Raw genomic sequence first — 18,432 nt, forward strand, 5'->3', positions numbered from 1 at the left:
TAATACTAATAATAATTAAATTATTAGTACTTGTCAATAATTTATGAGTAAATTAATATTAAGATAATAAAATAAAAAGGAAAGAGAGAGGAGCAGTCTTCTAAGAAGAAATAGAAGTTGTCTTAAACCTCAAGTCATCACTTTGTTACTACAGCACATCATCGATGTTTTGGTATAGAGTAATCAGAATCATAAAAATAGCTTAGTGTTAGCTATTTTTATGATAACCTCTCTTAAACAATTGATATTTTACAGTGTTTTTGGTAAAATAATAGCTTAAGGCTTAGAATAAAAGTTTATGAGTGAAGCACAAGGTCCAAATATTGCAGAATGGCAGGCACAGCAGCAACACCAGGAAGCAGCTAGTGAAAAAAGTGGTTTCGGTCTTGGTCATAGCGACTCTGTTTCAACAATTGTGGATGGAATGAAGTGGATGTTCAACTTTCATGAAGGAGCAATTGCTGCTTATAATAATGTGTTTGAAGGTTTGGTCAGTGGTAGCAGTCTAGTAACGTTATTTGGGAAATCAGGTAATATGTTTGGCATAAAATTTCTTGAAAGCCTTGCTGAATATTTTTCAGGTGGTGGTGGAGAAGATATGCCATCAGAAGGAATGGGTATGGACTACGGTGATGAGGGGTATCATTCGGATAATGATTATCCCCACTCTAACAATGAAATAGCTCAAAGTGCCGATGGTTTGCATGATATGCATGATGCAGGTGATCATCATGGCCAATCTTTTTCACCTGGTCCTTCACCATCTGTTGGTGATGATCATGAGCTTGGTTACTAAATAACTAAGAAGATTTTATTGTAGTTAGTATCTTGGTGAAAAAAGTTTCAGTTTTAGGATCAACAGGAAGCATTGGAAAAAAGACTGTAGATTTGCTCTCAAAGAGAAAGGAAGAATATCAGGTGGAAGCACTAAGTGCCAATTCTAACTTTGCTCTGCTAGCACAACAGGCAAATCTACTTAATGCAAAATATGCTGCCATTTCTGATGAAAGGTTCTACAAAGATTTAAAAGAAGATCTACTTGGTACAAACGTCAAAGTAGAAGTTGGCGCTCCAGGTTTAGCAAATGTTGCTTCTCTACCTGTTGATCTCTCAGTTGTTGCAATAGTTGGCATCGCAGGCCTTGATCCAGTTATAAAGGTTATAGAAAGCGGTACTAAAGTTATTGCCCTAGCAAATAAAGAAAGCATTGTTTGTGGTGGCAAGTTACTGCTTGAAAAAGCTAAAGAAAGGAGCGTACAAATAATTCCCATCGACTCTGAACACAACGCAATTTTTCAAGTTTTGCAAAATGATGATAAATGTGTAGAAAAGATTATACTCACTGCCTCTGGTGGACCATTTTTAAATTATAGCCTTGAACAATTAAAAAATATTACAGTAAATCAGGCACTAAGTCACCCTACTTGGAAAATGGGAAAGAAAATCTCAGTTGATAGTGCAACAATGATGAATAAAGCACTAGAAATAATAGAAGCACATCATTTGTTTAAAATTAGCCCAAATAGAATTGAAGCAGTAGTGCACCCTGAATCGATAGTACATGGAATTGTAGTTTATCACGATGGATTCAGCTTTGCTGTGCTTGCAGAAACTGATATGGAAATTCCCATTGCATATGCTTTGTCTTGGCCAGAAAGATCAACTTTGAATTACAAGTTAGACTTAACAAAACAAAAAAAATTGACCTTTCAAGAACCAGATCATAAACGTTTTCCTGCACTAAAGCTCAGTATGGAAGTGTTAAATTCCTCTTCTCCACATACAAATAGTATTGTTTTGAACGCTGCAAATGAGGTAGCTGTTAATGAATTCTTGAAATCACGAATCGGTTTTTTAGAAATATTAGAGGTGGTAAAATCAACAATAGAAAATTTTGACAAGTACGCTGATATTAACTCATTATCTGACATAATAAATGTCGATTTTGAAAGCCGTATTCTTGCCAATGAAATCATAAAAAGTAAAGGTATCCGTTCAGCAGAGTGGTAAAATAAGGTAGACGAGAAAAGACAACTAAATGGTCAAGTAGCCCCATTTCATACTCCTGTCATCCTAGTAGCTGACACTGGGATACAGAAAAGCAGCTAGTTTCAGCTACTCGAATGACAAGACTAGAAAGAAATGGGTGTCATCCCAGTCTGTCATCCAGTCTTTTAGTCATCAAACATTGTAAAGTATTTACCAAATTAGCTGGATTCCAGCATCAAGTGCTGGAATGACACCTTATCTAAACAGATACATCACTAGTACGTTTGTCCACAATAACTTGAGAGAAGTTTAATATCATTAATAACTGTATTTACTCTATACAGATAACCGCATCCTATTGCAAAGAACAGCAATGAAACTGCAGCAAGCGGAACTGGGTTGTCAACTACGAAACATAGACCAACAGCAAGTACTCCAGATAACAAAAAAGCACAAGCATACTTAGTTTGTTTCCTTTTTTGAGCAACTTCTTCTACCTTTATGAACTCTGGTTCTATTATTTCCTTAACATATTCTTATATGTTAAAACAAGTCTTTATAAATGTCACGAAATGGCGGTATAAAGACACGCAGAGAGGAGGAACCGTACATATTCTTGGTCATAAGGACCGTTTTGCAGCAAGGTTCTCCTCTCTGGTTTATTATACTGAAAGTTCCGAACAACTGGTTGAGCTTTTAGGCTCGTATATAAGGGTGGAAAATGCAGTATACAGATTATTTATGGAGGAATTATGAATTTATCAAATATTATTACTGGCATTGATATTAGCAAAAATAAACTAGACATCCACATTCATCCACTTGGACATCATAAAGTATTTGAAAATAACGTTCAAGCTATTGATCAAATACTTGACTTTTTGCGTTTACATAACGTAACCAAAGTTGGACTTGAAGCAACGGGTGGATACGAAAAATTATGTGCTTATACTTTATTAAGACATGGTTTTGAAGTATATGTCATTCAACCAAGATGGGTAAGAGACTATGCAAAAAGCCTTGGTATTGCTACTAAAACTGATAAAATAGACTGTAGCATCATCTCACGTTATGTTAGTAATACAGACATGCGTGTCACTCCTTTAAAGGTTACTAGTATTGACTGTTTGAAGCAAAAATTATCTCGCAGGAATCAACTAGTAGAAATAGCAAAAATACAAAAAACCCAAGCTCATCAAGTAACCGATTTATCTATAATCAAACAAATGGAAGAGCTACTTGCAGTTTTACAAAATCAAATTCAAGTCTTAGAAGATGAGATAATGGAATTAGTCGATAAAAATCAAGAGCTTAAAAAAAAGTATATGTCAATAACTAGTATACCTGGTGTAGGTGCAATAACAGCTATTACTTTTTTTGTTATCTACCCGAGCTTGGAACTCTCCAACATAAAGAAATATCCAGCCTTTCCGGAGTTGCACCTTTTAATCGAGATAGTGGTTTTAGTAAGGGAAAAAGGTGTATTCAGGGTGGTAGATCACAAATTAGAAAGGTTTTACATATGTGCATTCTTAGTGCGCAAAGGTACAATTCTTATTAAAAATCTTCTTTGATAAGCTATACAATCAATATAAAAAACCATATAAAGTTGCTTCTACTGCTGCAATGAGAAAATTACTTATCCTTGCTAACTCTTTAGTAAGAGACGGTAGACTGTTTACTGAGAAGTATAGCCCTAAAACTGCTTCTATATAGTAATAGCATAGCTGTGAATAAGTACGCCCACACAAATTTTAAGTACTTATTCACAGCTACATCAATTTTTCTATTGACTTTTAACACAACTGCTGCAATACAATCTCTTGGATTTTTGTTTTCATAGTTTTTAATATTAGTTTTGATCTTTGGATGTGTAAGTAATATTTTTACCATGTCTACATTTCCCAACTTGCAAGCAATGTGTAGAGCTGTATTTTTTTCCTTCTTGCCGGTCTTAATTTCATCCTCTGCACGAGCATAATTTTGAGGTATAAATCCTTCATTAACAGGTTGTGAATTGTCAAGGTATACACAACCCCCTCTACCCTGATCTACTACTTCTCTCCCCTCAAATTCGTACACTGGATAACCATCATGTTCCTTTGGTCTTCTCTCAATAACAGCTTGCTTGCTTTTAATATTTATATCAATGTTTTCATGCTGTACAAGCAACTTAGCCATACTCTTTAACTTAGACTGCTCTTCATCACTACTAGAGCTAAAAGCTAGGGGGATGGACATCAAAGGTGTCATCCCATCCTCAAAAGCGTTAACATTCGCTCCTTCTTTCAATGCTTGTTGAAAATGATTCCAAGCTTCCTCAGGTGTTATTCTTTCACCACTAGCATTTTGTAATTCAATAGCTTTAAACAACTTTCTTGTTGCTTCACTTGTGCTAAACATTTTAACCCCCTATCACAACAAACTTGATAAAATTATACATATAAAAAATTAAAATATCAACTATTAAGCTAATGATCCAGAATATACTCCTTCGTTAAAGGAGACTGAGCATTTTCAAATATTTCTTTAGTACTTCCGAATTCAACAATCTTGCCATTGCAAAAGAAAACTATGCTGTCAGATAATTTTTTAGCTTGCTTCATCGAATGAGTTACCATAATTATGGTGAACCTCAATTTCAATTCTTGTATAAGATTTTCGATTGCATTGGTTGCCATTGGATCAAGAGCAGAGCATGGTTCATCCATTAATAAAATAGTTGGCTTTACTGCAATTGCACGAGCAATGCATAATCTTTGTTGCTGGCCACCAGATAAATTTAGTGCACTATCTTGCAATCTATCTTTCAACTCTTCCCATAAACTAACCTTAGTTAAACTACTTTCTACTATTTCATCTAATTTTTGCTTATTTTTCACCATGCCATGCAATTTAGGCCCATAAGCAACATTATCATATATTGATTTTGGAAAAGGGTTGGGTTTTTGAAATACCATACCAACTTTTGCTCTGAGCAATACAACATCCATATCACGTGAATATATATTACCCAGCCCATCGATTACCAGTTCACCAGTCGCTCTACATCCAGGTACGTAATCATTCATACGATTAAAACAACGCAAAAATGTCGATTTACCACACCCAGACGGTCCGATAAAAGTTGTGACTTTCTTTTTGCAAATATTCAAATTTATGTCAAATAAAACTTGCTTAGAGCCATACCAAAGATTTAAATTTTTAACGAAAGCGTATTTATCATTCATACTAAATCCTGCATTGAATAAAGTCCTGGTATTTCCTTTTTATTCTTGCATAGCCATATTGCTGCTTGAATAGCCCCTCTAGCAAACGTTGTGCGGTCAATTGCCTTGTGATTTAATTCTACTCGTTCATCGGAATTGACAAACATGACACTGTGATCTCCTATTACTCCACCTCCACGAGATACTGCAAAGCCTATTCTTCCTTTCCCTCTTATATTTGAATTATTATGTGAATATTGATTGAGCTCAAAATCCACTTTTGCAGCGTTAGCAACTGCTTTACCAAACTCTATAGCTGTTCCAGATGGTGAATCCTTTTTTAAATTGTGATGCATTTCCCAAATTTCAACGTCATACTCATTACCTAAAAGCTTGGCAGCTTCTTTTACCAATTTCATCAACACATTAACTCCTATACTCATATTTGCTGACCATAATATTGGAACTTTAGCAGCATATTCTTTTAAATTTAGACCTTCTATTCCAGTTGTGCCACTAACTAGCGGTTTTTTAAATTTCACGGCCGCCTTAAGGCAGTCTAGCATACATTCTTTAGTTGTAAAATCTATTACAACATCGGACGATTCAAATACCTCACTAATAGAACTTGTAACTTTGATTCCTAAATTGCAATTATTGCCTACAATAGGACCAATATCTAAGCCTATATACTCACTGTCCAAGCGAGCAACAGCACCTGCTATTTCCACTTTGGTATTCGTAATTAATTCATTGAGTATTTTCTTACCCATTCTGCCTAAGCAGCCTATTACTCCAACTCTGATTTTCATAAAGCTTATATTAGGCCTTTTTTCGAGCTTTGTCATCCTTATAAGCTTAGCATATTTAGCCTTACACTGATAAAACTATAGCTATACATCGATGAATCTATTGAAAATTGATACGAGGAAGATACAAATTGTAATTAGTCAATTTTCTCCTATGGAGAAAACTTATAAAGAAAAAAAAGAGCACAGAGGTGCTCTTTTGTGAAGACTAATTAATAATAACCGTTGCCTACTTTGCTTATGGATTAAAGATATAATATTTTTTTGTCACTACTGCTTCAGTTGTTTGGCGTGGTTGTGTAATTCCATCATCTTCTGCATCGAAGAATTTTTCATCTTCCTCTTCCAAACAGGCAGATGAGCTTGCTTTCGTTTCCGGAAGTTGCTCTTCCATTTCTCGTTTTTCTTCTAATACACGATCATGTGCCTCTGAAGGAGGTACTAGCCTTACTCTTTTTGAACCTGATCTTTCTGTATCAGATAAATCTTTAGATATTTGAGTTATGATAACAACAGCTCCGCTTAGGCCTAACATGCTTTTCATTTCTTCTAGTTCACTACATGGAGTAATACAATCATGCGGCATTATTGAGCATACATTAAAACTTGAATAAAACGGATTACTGCCAAGAACTCGGCCTAGAGTTACTTTGAACACGCTTTTGGCACATTCGATATATGCAGAATATTCTGATAAATTTTCCTTAATATTCTCAATACTATCACAAACAACTTTTGATATGTCATTTGCCCTCACATGTAGCACCAGGTATCTATCGTTACCTTTTCTCATAATATCACAAACACCAGGTTTATCTTGATCTTGTAACAGGGTATGCACTCTATTATCAAATGAATTACCTGCTCGACTTTCTAATTCACTTATTCGACTCACCTTGTCATTAGGGTGATGATTTTTCCAACCTAATTTTCCTAAAATCCATGAAATTGCTGTATGATCAGCAATCCATTTAAAAAAGTTTTTTATTTTTTTTAACATATTTTACTCCTTGAATTAATAATTTAATTATTAAGTATAAAATTTAATTAGTCAATTTTCTCCTATGGAGAAAACTTATAAAGAAAAAAAGAGCACCAAAGGAGGTGCTCTTTTTAACAGTTTGCTATAGTTACTGTGCATTAAGAGATTGATTATTATCAGTAGCGTGTTGTTTTACTTCTAGATCAATAATTTTTGAACTTAATAAAAGACTTGTCATTTCTTCTGGTTTATTATCACCATAAACTTTGTTGCCATTTAGGGTACCAACTGAATTAATAGATAGACATATATTACCATCTTCCATTTTCGTTTTCGAGTCGTAACGACCTGTAATATACAATGATTCATCATTAAAATCTAAACGAAACTCACCATCAATTACATTACCATCTTGATCTTTATTTTTTAGAAATATTATATCTTGCGGCATAACCAACCCTACTTTACCGTTGCTCAAATTTTTAACAGTTAACATTATCTTTTTATTAGGATCAATTACTCGGTTTACCTTATTACCAGACCACCAATTTTTAATGCTGTTCCAGCCTGATGCAATTTTTCCTGCAATTGACTGAAAAAAGTTTTTTATTTTTTTTAACATATTTTACTCCTTAAGTTAATAATAATTTAATTATTACATAAAAAATATAATATGTCAATTATTTCATAAAATAATATAAAATATTAGCACTTGCTCGCAATTTTCAACAATTTAATAGCACTGGTGTTTACAACTTCTCCGCCAACGCGCTTAGTGACAAAAAATTTAACATAAGGTTTGTTTGTATAAGGGTCTCTCAATATTCTCATTCCTCTGTTATCTACGATCTTATAAGCTTGTTTGAAATCCGCTACTGCAATCATTGTAGGTGGCATATCAGCAGATTGATATACTGGTATTCCCATCAAAGTATCTGGTGTTTCAAGCGATAAACTCGGCTGCCAAAGATACTGACCTGTTTCAGATTTTAGTAGCCTCACGTCCTTTAACGTACTCCTGTTCATCAAAAATGATGCATTTTTAGAGTAATGTTCATTTAGAGAGTAGTACAATATCATTATGGCGTCGCTGTCTAGCTTATCAGCTTTAATTTGCTCTATCTTATTATGACCATTTCCATTTTCGTAAGTTAAAATTCCTTTAGGCTGAAAAGTGCCATCACCTTTAATAAAGGCTTCATTCTCCTTCTTACTGAAAGTTTCGGCAACCTTTTCTACAAGCCAATTTTCAACATTGACAAATGCATCATCGAGCAATTTTTGTGATATTTGCGGCTGAGCATAGAGCTCATAAGTTGTGATGGAAATCTTTTGAATTTTAGGTGTACTTGTGTCTTGTGCAAAATCATACTTGGATTTATAGCCACCATCTTCGTCGTCTACTACTTCACCACTCCAACCTGCACCAGCACGGTCACAATCTTCTATAATATAATCCAATGTTTCAGTGGAGATTCTTTGACTAGAACATATCTGCCGCATTGGAGATGAATCAGCTATACGCTTGTTTATCCGTTTTACAATGTGAGGAGTAACTAAATACCCTCCAATATCATTGTCATCTCCACTTAGGGTTTTGTGTGATAACCTGTTTTCCATTCCTTTGCGAATATAATCAGAAAAATATTTATCACCTGTATTAAAATCTGTGCTAATCTCTGGGCGTTGAGCTGAAGTTTCAATAAAATCTAAGCGCTCTTTGCAATTATCAATATTACTATTTATCTTGCATAGCTGCTCAAGCCCTTTGCTTTCGATTTCTTTTAGTTTGCGATCATTTATTAATTTAAATTGCTCCCATGATGAAGCGAGTTCATTAACACGGTGAGCGATATCAGTAAGTGACATAATAGCCTCCTTTAAAAATAAAATTAGAATAGTTATTGTAATTTGAAGGTAATCTTTATCAGTAATCTCAGCGTTGTCATGCAACCTGCATTCAGAAAAAAGACCGGTGAATGGCAGCTTAGTATAACTCAAACGCTTGTTTACAATATGGATCCCAGTGCTGGGAGGCGCCCTCATGGTAAACAACGTTCATACAACTGTGACGTATAATGCTCGTACCTGCCATTCACCGGTCTTTTTTCTGGATTCTAGCATTGGCTTCATGGTAGATACAAATGAACGTAAGCTGCTTGGTAACGGGAGAAAAATGATAATGATTACTTGTTGAAGTAAAAAAGCAGTGTAGCATTACACTACGCTAAGTATTATACTTAATTGTCAGTACTATACAGCATCCATTTTTTTTGTGTCAAGCACTTTTTTTCACTGAGTATCTATTCAGGAGAATGTGCAAATAAAGTACGTAGCCGTATAAAGCTGGGATCCATTTTTCTATCATCACCAGAAACGTTGATTACTTTTATACCTGTAAATTTAACTGGATCCCAGTTTCAGGGCACTGGGATGACAGAAGAAAAAGGCCTGTATCGGCTACTTCGATGACACTCACAGCCCTGTCATTCCAGTGCGTGAAGCTGGAATCCAGAAAAAAAAAGAAAAATGGTCAAGCGCTGGGATGACACCCATTTAGTTATCTTTTCTCGTCTACCTTGTTTTGCCACCCTGCTGAACGGATACATACCGTTTGTTGCTTTTACCCTATGCTACCTTATCTGCCCTGCTTCAATCAATAAAAGATTTCAATATTAATTCTGCACTACTTGCGGGATTGCTACTCTCTGTAATGGGTCTGCCAATTACGATATAATCAGCTCCTGAATTTATTGCTTCTTTTGGTGTTGCTGTCCTTTTTTGATCATCATGACCTCGATTCATACGGATTCCTGGAGTAATAATTTTAAAGTCTTTACCACATTCTTGGTGCACCTCTTGAGCCTCTAGTGCAGAGCAAACTATTCCATGTAGACCAATCTTTTTTGCAAGCTTTGCCAGCAAAATTACCTGTGATTTTGTTTCTCTTGCCACTCCAAGCTCACTTAGATCTTTATTACTCATGCTAGTTAATACTGTTACTCCAATTAGCTTTATTTTAGTGCCTTGCACTATACTTAGCGCTTCTTGAAGCATTTTTGTTCCACCACTGATATGCAATGTTAGCATTTCAACATCTAGAATCTTGATTGCTTCAATCGTTCTAGCGACAGTGTTTGGAATATCATGCAATTTCAGATCTAAAAAAATTGGTATATTGCATTTTGCAACTTCTCTCACTCCAGAAGGGCCATGTGCAGCAAAAAATTCTAACCCAAGCTTTACCATGCCAACCTTATCACGCAGAGCATTAGCTAAAGATATAGCTTTATTCAAATCTTGTGTATCCAGTGCGCATATTATTGGGTTCATTATCTTGTATAATTTTTTTTATAATAAGAGTAATTGTTGCATTTTACAATCCATATTCAGGGATTGGTCCACTTGCAATGCCTTGTACAGACACTGAACCCGATAATCTGGTCGGAGTGGGTGAACGACTGGCATATCCAAGATCTTCCTGTAAAGAATCAGACGTTTCCTCCGATGTTTTGGAACCGTTAACTGACTTGAATTGCACAAGCTGCCCTAATACAAATTTTATTTTCTGAGTCTCCCCTAATATTATTTTTGTGCTATAATCTTTAATTGCTCTATTTTCTCTTATTGATTCTTCTACCTTTTCTATCACATATTGAAGTTGTTTTATTTGACTGTCTCGCTCTAAAAGTGAATTTCTTAAATTTTTCACTTTGTTATTACAATCTTGTCTTATTTTGTCTAACTCAAAAGACTGATTTTTAATTAAACCGTCTGCTTTATCTAGCTCTTCAAATTTCCTTTTTAATTCTTTAGATAAGTTTTTATTTTTCTGATTAATTTCTTTGAATTTACACTGTAATTCATCTAATGCCACACAAAGTTCTTCTTGCCTTTTATATAATTCTTCTTTTTGTGTATATAGCATATGTTTCTCTTTACGTAATTTATCTATTTCCTTAGATAACTCCTCGTTTTCTTTGAATAATTTTTCTATTTCCTTATTCAATTCTTCATGTTTATTATTGTCTATTTTTCTTTTCAATTCCATTATGTGTTTTTCCCTCTCAGTTAGATTAGCTTCTTTTTCCTGTAACTGTTTACACAAATATGAGATTTTATGGAGTAGTTCTTTTTCTTGTGCAGCAAGCTCATCTTTCTCCTTCGTTACTTTTTCTAATTCGTCTGTTATTCCAATTATATGGATCATTTTTGCTTCTAATTTCTCCTCCAAAGATTTTTTTTCTTTAAGAAAAGATTTCCTCTCAGCTTCTATTTTTTGACCAAATTTTCTTCCTTCCTCGTATAAATTGTGCTTTTCTTGAGTCAACTCAAGCTCTTTGTGAGCAAATTTCTTCTCCACTTTACTAGTGTCAATAATTATTTTATACAAAATCATAAGAGCCAAAGCAGATAATACAACTAAAGCGAGAATTAAAGAACTAGGTGCATTAATAAGCGCTAAAGATGTAAGTAATGTAAGAGTAGCAAGAGAACTAGCTATAAAATAAAATGTATTATATTTATTAAGTAAATTGCTCATCACCCATATACAAAACTTCAGCAGTCTTGTATATATTGATTAAAATTATCTTACCTGTAGAGGAGAACACTTATCACAATTGTACCAGTGATAAACTTTAGTTGATATGCTAACTAAACTCAAAATACAAGGTGGCATCAGACGGGAGTAGAACATCTACTAGAATATCCAAAATCTTCTGAATATGAAGCTTCATCCAGCTCTTTATTTGGTAGTGCTGATAAGTCTCCATTACTTATATCTGAAGGAGCAAGGCTGGGGATGTTCAAAAAAGTGTGTCAAACCGAGAAATAAAATATAATTGAGATAAAAATGGAGGTTTGACATGAGTCAAGCAAATAGAACTACTGGTTTGGTAGATTATAAAGAATTAGAAACAAATATCTTGTCGTCTATACGAGAAGGTAGACCATTAATGGGAAAAGACGGTGCATTAACGCCATTTGTAAAAAGGCTACTTGAAGCAAGCTTGGAGGGTGAAATAGAACATCATTTATCTACTGAAAGCGAAGAAAACAATCGTAGAAACGGAAGGAATGGAAAAACTTTGAAGACAAGTGCAGGTTCATTTGAACTATTGACACCAAGAGACAGAGAGGGAAGTTTTGAACCACAGATAGTGAAAAAAAGGCAAACAAGCCTACATCCAGAGCTTGAAACAAAGGTCTTGAACATGTTTGCAAGTGGTGTGGGATACAGAGATATATCATCATATGTGGAAGAAATTTATGACCATAAAATATCTGCAGCAGAGATATCTGGAATTACAGATAAATTACTACCTATAATCAATGAATGGCGTAGTCGTCCACTGCAATCAGTGTATCCAATAGTATTTATGGATGGGATGTTCTTTAAGGTAAAAGAAGACGGTCGCTGTGTAAGTAAGTGCATGTATAACATATTAGGAATAGACCAAAATGGCAGAAAAGAAGTACTGGGTTTTTACTTAGCAGAAAGCGAGGGAGCTAGCTTCTGGTTAGGCGTATTAAATGACTTGAAAGAGAGAGGAATAGAAGACATTTTGATAGCTTGTGTCGATGGCCTAAAAAGCTTTCCTGCAGCTGTAAATAGCGTATTTCCTAATGTGGAAGTACAGCTATGTGTAGTGCATCAAATAAGGAACTCTCTGAAATACGTATCGAGCAAAGATGTAAAAGTTTTCATGAATGATTTGAAAAAAATATACCGTGCTACAAGTAAAGAAATTGCAGAAAATTATTTGCTTGAGCTAGAGGAAAAATGGGGTGAAAAGTATCCATTAGTTGTGAAATCTTGGCAGAACAATTGGGAAAGTTTATCCGGTTACTTCAAGTATTCAGGTCCTGTTAGAAGGCTAATTTATACCACTAATCCCATCGAGGGGCTACACAGGCAAATTAGGAAATTTACCAAGACCAAGGGCGCATTCACCAGCATAAATGCCTTGTACAAGCTGGTATATTGTGCTATAAGAAAGGTGGAGGAAAAATGGACGATGCCTGTACATGATTGGGCATTATCTATATCTCAACTCGATATTTTTTTCCCTAGTAGATTAAAAATTGAGTTGAACTAAAAATTCGGTTTGACACACTTTTTTGAACATCCCCGCAAGGCTATCATTAGTTTGTACAGATATTTCTTCAATTACTCCTTTTATTTCTTGATCACTGACTCCAACATTCTTGATTAATTCCTCCAATCTATTCAAAATCTCTAATACAGTTTCCTGCGATATAATCACTTTATCTCCTTCTCTTACATTCTCTTTGAACAAATATATCATGTTTTTTGCCAAATCTTGTGCTAAGCTCACACGATTCTGATGAACTAATGAAGATTGATCATTCAAATCTGAAATTTCTTCTTTTATAGAATGCTTCTCAAATAGTAACTCTTTGTACTTTTCATGTTGAATTTGACTTTCTTCCTCCAGATTGATGCTATAATTTTCTAACTCTTCACTGTTTTTTCTTTCTTTATTAAGAATTTTTTCTAACTCTTTAATCCTACTGAAATATTTAGTTTCTTTCTCTTCCGATTGCTTACTTAGTTCTTCTAAATCTACAGTTAGTTTAATCACTTCTTGAGTTTTTTCATTTAACTTTTTTTGTAATCGTTTTTTTCTTCTTCTGAATTACATAATCTAGATTCTAAACTAAAAACTTCCCCCTTTTCTTCTTCCAACAGCACCTCTAACTCTGCTATTTTTTTCTTTTTCTCTTCTAAGTATATTTCCAATTCTGTTATTTTTTGACTTTCTAATTCGTGTGATTGACTTTCTAATCTCTGGATTTCACCATACTTACCATCCAACTCTTTTTGAGTATCATTCAATTTTTGTTTTAATCTTTTATTTTCATTCACTGCTACAGCCACACTGTACTCTAATTGCCTTATTTGATCCTTTAGTCTTTGTACTTTAACATCTAGACCTTCAGCAAATTCTTCTAAATCTTGCTTTTCTTGCACTAATTCAGCTTTTTCTTTACTTAACTTTTGTATCTCTTTTTGCGCTTTCCTTAACTTCTCCTCTAACTTTTCCTTCTCTACTTTTCTCCTTTCAAATTCACTCTCTACCGAATCACTTAGCTGCTTGAGTTTTTGTGTTACTTCAGCCAAAACTTCATCTTTTTCCCTTACCTTTCCATTTAATTCCTCCACCTCTCTCATTTTTGCTGTAATTGTTCTAATATAGTTTGATTATTTCCAGTTAATCTTGTATTTTCTTTTTCCAATTTATTAATTCTTTCGTTTAAGCTGTCATCTACAACTTGTGCAATTTTGTCTTGCATTTTAGTACTGCCTATTTGAGCTTCTTTGCTGCCAAGCTCAATTTCTTGAGTTGTTTGAATGTTAATATTTCTATTACTATTTTCTATCACAATCTCAGATGATTTATGATTGCCTTTCTCCTTATTTCTAAATTTTATTTGATACAAGAATAAGTTACCTATTTTTACATCTTTATTTGCTTTCAATTGATCATCAGTAACACGATTACGCTCGATAAGTTCTATACCATTAGCATCAATATTAATTATAATAGTGCACTTTTTTCCGTCCTCATCACACCAATTCAGAGTTATTTCGTATGCACCATCAGTTACAACATAGTGCCTTATTCCTTCTTCAGAAACAAAACCGTGCATTCCATTTTTTCCATTGCTATGCAGAGTTGAAAATCCTGAAATTCCATTATCTTGACAGAAATTACTATTCAAAAACTCACTGACTTTGAATTTGTTTTTATTAGCTCCCAATTTAACTTCTGCACAACTACCATATATTGACACTGTTTCAACACCATTTGCAATATACCCATTCAATACTTTTTTAGCCTTATCTTGAAGCTCTAGTCTCGCCTCCTTTACATTATTGAAATCTTGGATAACGGCTTTATACACTTCATCTTCATTAAAATTGGCATTGTATTTTATTAAAAAAGATAATATGTGAAAACTAGCTACAGCAGTGTGAATTGATTTATTCTTTTCTTTTATCTTACCGAGCAAAAACAAAAACCTTTGAATGAAGTCATGATAATCATCTTTTTGTTCTTCAATTTTATTATCATATGAATTACCAAACATTATTACCTCACAACTAAATAATTAGTATAGTAATACGAATGCTAAGTTACATCAATCAATAAACTTACAGTAAATTTTCCATTCTCAGTTATAAGCTCTGCTTCTGTACTCTCAACCCATTCTATCACTTCAGCATTGCAAACTGACTGCAAATCATCATGTGCAGATTGATTTAACTTATCATCTTCTGCGTTTGCTTTTATCGTCAATTTTTTTATCAAGTGCTTAACTGATACATTATTATCTGCTTTTATTTTTCTCACGAGGTTTAATATCTGCACAAAATTATCTCCCATTTCCTCAGAATGCTCATCATAGATCAATTCTTCCTTGCTAGGCCAATTACTTTTATTGTGCACGGAGTTATAACTATACAGTTGATGATATATCTCCTCTGTAATATATGGCAAAAAGGGTGCAAATAACCGCAAAATAATATTGAGTACATATGCTAAACTCTGTTTCGCACTCATGTTTGCCTCGCTGTCCAATGCATCTCCATATGCACGTTTTTTAACTAACTCTAAGTAATTATCACAAAAATCTTTCCAAAAAAATTCTTCTATTGCGCTCAAAGCTTCGCAGTATTCAAACTGTAATAGGTTGTTCGTCGTTTTTTCTATCACTTTATATAATTTGGACAATATCCACTTATCCATCGTCTCACTGATGGAATTTATGCTCAATGCTTGATGTTTTTCCATAAACATGGAAACAAATTTGCTAGCATTCCAAAGTTTCGTAACAAGTCGTTTGCCAATTTTGAAGATATTTTCAGAGTAGACTGTGTCAACTCCAAGTCTTGAGTTTGCTGCCCAATAGCGTACTACGTCAGCTCCATAGGTTTCAAGCATTACATGAGGAGTAATGATGTTACCTTTTGATTTACTCATCTTTTTTTTATCATCAGCCAAACACCAACCACTAATCATGATATTTTTCCACGGCAGTGAATCTGCATGATAATGTGCCTTCAAAATCGTATAAAAAGCCCAAGTTCTTATTATCTCATGGCTTTGGCTGCGCAGATCTGCAGGAAATATCTTATCATACCGATGGCTTGGTAAACCGAGCTCACTGTTTACTGCCAGTGCACTTAGTTGAGGAGTGATCGCACTTGTTGCCCAAGTATCCATCACATCTTGATCTGGAGTAACTTCTTCTCTGCTATAGCCTTTCGGCAAACCTTTTAATGGATCTACAGGTAAATCCTTTACTTCAGCTAGAATGATTTTGCCTTCTTCTCCCTTACGTTTTGAATACCAAATTGGAAATGGCACACCAAAATAACGCTGTCTTGAAATGCACCAATCCCAATTTAGCCCCTCTATCCACACCTCCATGCGTTTACGCATAGATTCTGGATGCCAATTGCATTCTCTCACTTTATCTAACAGTTGAACTTTTTGTTCTAAAGTCTTGATAAACCACTGATAAGTAGATAATATTTCAAGTGATGCACCAGATCTTTCTGCACATTTTACGGAATGAGAAATGTTAGTACTTTCTATCAAAAGGCCCTTTTCAGTTAGGATTTCAATTATTTTCTTTCTTGCTTCTTTGACCTTTAGCCCATGGATCCCAGTGTCAAACACTGGGATCCATTTCACTGCATGCAGATTCATTCTTCCATCCTGATCAATGATAATTGTCACCGGCAGATTATGCTTTTGCTGCCAATATATGTCGAGCTCATCACCAAATGTACAGCACATAACAAGTCCAGTGCCTTTATCTATTTTGACCTTATCATCAGCTGTTATTGGAACTTTTGCCCCTGTCATTGGCACTATGGCTGTCTTACCAATCAGCTGAGTATAGCGTTCATCCTCCGGGTGACAAAAAACCGCAACGCATGCTGGAAGCAACTCAGGTCGTGTAGTTGCGATGTGAATCTGCTCATTTTCTTCAGTGGAAAAAACTATTGTATTTAAAGATGATTCAAAAATTTTATCTTCTATTTCCGCTTGTGCAATTGCGGTTTTATCAACTGGGTCCCAAAGAATAGGTTGCATTTTCCTGTATGCATATCCCTTATTATATAAATCAACAAATGACATTTGAGAAAGTGCCACAGCTTCCTTGCTGATCGTGTGATATTCCAAACTCCAATCATAACTAATGCCGACCGATTTAAATAACTCCTTGAATTCTTGCTTTGACTTCTCAATAACTTCATGGCACATTTCTATAAATTTTTCTCTGCCAACTTCTTTTGCACGGGTTTTATAGGTTTGCTCAACTAACCTTTCAGTGGGAAGCCCATTATCATCAAACCCAATTGGATAAAATACATCTTTTCCCAGCATACGCTGAAACCTTGCAATAAAATCCGTATGGCAATAGCTAAATATGTGACCGATGTGTAACTTTCCAGATATCGTTGGTGGAGGTGTATCTATAGTGAAAGTATTATCCTTTTCACCATTCCATTTATAAACTTTACTACCTTCCCATAATATATTGTATTTGTCTTCAATTTCTCTAAAGCTGTATTTTTCTTCTAACATAAATATTTTTCAATTTTAAGCTTTAAGTTAGCACAATTGAGCAAATACAGCAATTTTAATGTCTGCCATTTTTAGTTTAGCCTCGTTACAATACAAAATTTTCTTGACCTTATAATTTTAAATGTATTACATAATAAATTTTTAGTATTGAGGTTTATTATGCCTGATTTTAAATTTTCTGATTTACAAGATCTTATCAATGCTCTATATGATCCATACTATCTGCCCTCCAACGAAAAAATAAAACTAGCAGAATTGCTTAAGGACGTGCTGGAATTAAAAGGTAAAAAAAGCCCAGAAGAGGCAATAGCTACATTGAAAGATAAAATAAGAAATGAACTAAAAAATGAAATGAGAAGTGAAATGAAACAAAAGATAAATAAATTTGAGCAGCTAGAGGAGGAAAATAAAGACTTACAAACTAAAAAAGATAAGGTTGAGCGGTTAAACAGAGCTTTAGAACATGCAAAGAATACAGCTCAGAGCGAAAATATAGAGTTAGAAGATGAAAAAAATAAACTAAATACTCAAATCCAGCATTCACAGCAAGAAAAGAAAATATTAGAAGTCAAAAATGAAGCAAATAAACAACTAAAAGAAAAAGCAACATACATCGCTACTGCTAGTACTAATCTTGCTATTGGGTTAGTAGTGTATATTACACTTGAACATACAACAAAATTGGACATGTGGTTAATCGTTGTTATAGCAACAGTATCTGCATTCTTAGCTGGTGGTTTAATAATGAAACCTAGCTTTCAAGTAAATGGAACACAAGAACCACAAGGAGTAGCAAATAAGAATTCAGTTTAGCT

At 34.3% G+C, this 18,432-nt stretch carries 18 protein-coding genes and 1 pseudogene; 7 read left to right on the plus strand and 12 right to left on the minus strand.

Annotated elements, in window-relative coordinates:
* Positions 1-298: 298 nt before the first annotated feature.
* The 4 genes and pseudogenes from ABWU64_RS02785 (at position 299) to ABWU64_RS02800 (ending at position 3,550) form a co-directional block, all read left to right on the plus strand.
* Positions 299-796, plus strand: a complete 498-nt coding sequence (locus ABWU64_RS02785) for a hypothetical protein (RefSeq protein WP_341815883.1) — start codon at positions 299-301, stop codon at positions 794-796.
* A gap of 35 nt (positions 797-831) precedes the next feature.
* The gene (dxr, locus tag ABWU64_RS02790) at positions 832-2,010 is read left to right on the plus strand and encodes a 1-deoxy-D-xylulose-5-phosphate reductoisomerase (protein ID WP_353279825.1); all 1,179 of its coding nucleotides are present in this window, start codon (positions 832-834) and stop codon (positions 2,008-2,010) included.
* Between the two features lie 731 nt (positions 2,011-2,741).
* A pseudogene (locus ABWU64_RS02795) lies at positions 2,742-3,131 on the plus strand (IS110 family transposase); the annotation flags it as partial.
* A 275-nt stretch (positions 3,132-3,406) separates the two neighbouring features.
* Complete coding sequence (locus tag ABWU64_RS02800; protein WP_353279853.1) at positions 3,407-3,550, plus strand: transposase; 144 nt, start codon at positions 3,407-3,409, stop codon at positions 3,548-3,550.
* Between the two features lie 95 nt (positions 3,551-3,645).
* Here ABWU64_RS02800 and ABWU64_RS02805 read toward each other — a convergent pair whose 3' ends face one another.
* The 6 genes from ABWU64_RS02805 to ABWU64_RS02830 form a co-directional block, all read right to left on the minus strand.
* Complete coding sequence (locus tag ABWU64_RS02805) at positions 3,646-4,392, minus strand: ankyrin repeat domain-containing protein (RefSeq protein WP_341815885.1); 747 nt, start codon at positions 4,390-4,392, stop codon at positions 3,646-3,648.
* Positions 4,393-4,460: 68 nt separating this feature from the next.
* Positions 4,461-5,219, minus strand: coding sequence for a phosphate ABC transporter ATP-binding protein PstB (gene pstB, locus ABWU64_RS02810; RefSeq protein WP_006013910.1), 759 nt, complete (start codon positions 5,217-5,219; stop codon positions 4,461-4,463).
* Positions 5,216-6,010 carry a 4-hydroxy-tetrahydrodipicolinate reductase gene (dapB, locus tag ABWU64_RS02815; protein WP_353279854.1) on the minus strand — a complete coding sequence of 265 codons (795 nt, stop codon included), beginning with the start codon at positions 6,008-6,010 and terminating at the stop codon, positions 5,216-5,218. Before dapB ends, pstB begins: the two co-directional genes overlap by 4 nt.
* Positions 6,011-6,245: 235 nt before the next feature.
* Entirely contained in the window at positions 6,246-7,007 is a 762-nt protein-coding gene (locus ABWU64_RS02820) for a hypothetical protein (protein WP_015587662.1), read from the minus strand.
* A 130-nt stretch (positions 7,008-7,137) separates the two neighbouring features.
* On the minus strand, positions 7,138-7,611 hold the full coding sequence (locus ABWU64_RS02825; RefSeq protein WP_015587663.1) for a hypothetical protein: 474 nt from the start codon (positions 7,609-7,611) through the stop codon (positions 7,138-7,140).
* Positions 7,612-7,694: 83 nt separating this feature from the next.
* Positions 7,695-8,858 carry a phage major capsid protein gene (locus ABWU64_RS02830; RefSeq protein WP_353279826.1) on the minus strand — a complete coding sequence of 388 codons (1,164 nt, stop codon included), beginning with the start codon at positions 8,856-8,858 and terminating at the stop codon, positions 7,695-7,697.
* A 175-nt stretch (positions 8,859-9,033) separates the two neighbouring features.
* On the opposite strand from ABWU64_RS02830, the gene ABWU64_RS02835 reads away from it, so the two are divergent.
* Positions 9,034-9,186, plus strand: coding sequence for a hypothetical protein (locus ABWU64_RS02835; RefSeq protein ID WP_156220886.1), 153 nt, complete (start codon positions 9,034-9,036; stop codon positions 9,184-9,186).
* A 455-nt stretch (positions 9,187-9,641) separates the two neighbouring features.
* Here the strand turns inward: ABWU64_RS02835 and pyrF are convergent, their stop codons facing one another.
* Positions 9,642-10,322, minus strand: coding sequence for an orotidine-5'-phosphate decarboxylase (gene pyrF / locus ABWU64_RS02840; protein WP_006013901.1), 681 nt, complete (start codon positions 10,320-10,322; stop codon positions 9,642-9,644).
* A gap of 43 nt (positions 10,323-10,365) precedes the next feature.
* Positions 10,366-11,532: a hypothetical protein gene (locus tag ABWU64_RS02845; protein WP_353279827.1), complete on the minus strand. Its 1,167-nt coding sequence runs from the start codon at positions 11,530-11,532 to the stop codon at positions 10,366-10,368.
* A 325-nt stretch (positions 11,533-11,857) separates the two neighbouring features.
* Between ABWU64_RS02845 and ABWU64_RS02850 the strand changes: the two genes are divergently transcribed.
* On the plus strand, positions 11,858-13,090 hold the full coding sequence (locus ABWU64_RS02850) for an IS256 family transposase (RefSeq protein ID WP_353279828.1): 1,233 nt from the start codon (positions 11,858-11,860) through the stop codon (positions 13,088-13,090).
* On the opposite strand, the gene ABWU64_RS02855 is transcribed toward ABWU64_RS02850, so the two are convergent.
* The 4 genes from ABWU64_RS02855 to ABWU64_RS02870 are packed head-to-tail and all read right to left on the minus strand — an operon-like array spanning position 13,070 to position 17,617.
* Positions 13,070-13,597 (minus strand): hypothetical protein, encoded by a 528-nt coding sequence (locus ABWU64_RS02855; protein WP_353279829.1) that lies wholly within the window; start codon positions 13,595-13,597, stop codon positions 13,070-13,072. The two genes, ABWU64_RS02850 and ABWU64_RS02855, sit on opposite strands and share 21 nt — an antisense overlap.
* A gap of 17 nt (positions 13,598-13,614) precedes the next feature.
* Positions 13,615-14,187 (minus strand): hypothetical protein, encoded by a 573-nt coding sequence (locus ABWU64_RS02860; protein WP_353279830.1) that lies wholly within the window; start codon positions 14,185-14,187, stop codon positions 13,615-13,617.
* Positions 14,184-15,107 carry a hypothetical protein gene (locus ABWU64_RS02865; protein ID WP_353279831.1) on the minus strand — a complete coding sequence of 308 codons (924 nt, stop codon included), beginning with the start codon at positions 15,105-15,107 and terminating at the stop codon, positions 14,184-14,186. Before ABWU64_RS02865 ends, ABWU64_RS02860 begins: the two co-directional genes overlap by 4 nt.
* Positions 15,108-15,148: 41 nt before the next feature.
* Positions 15,149-17,617: a valine--tRNA ligase gene (locus tag ABWU64_RS02870; RefSeq protein ID WP_341815893.1), complete on the minus strand. Its 2,469-nt coding sequence runs from the start codon at positions 17,615-17,617 to the stop codon at positions 15,149-15,151.
* A 159-nt stretch (positions 17,618-17,776) separates the two neighbouring features.
* Between ABWU64_RS02870 and ABWU64_RS02875 the strand changes: the two genes are divergently transcribed.
* Entirely contained in the window at positions 17,777-18,430 is a 654-nt protein-coding gene (locus ABWU64_RS02875) for a hypothetical protein (protein ID WP_353279832.1), read from the plus strand.
* Positions 18,431-18,432: the final 2 nt, after the last annotated feature.

The organism is Wolbachia endosymbiont (group B) of Xanthorhoe designata, from assembly GCF_964028585.1.
Taxonomy (GTDB): domain Bacteria; phylum Pseudomonadota; class Alphaproteobacteria; order Rickettsiales; family Anaplasmataceae; genus Wolbachia.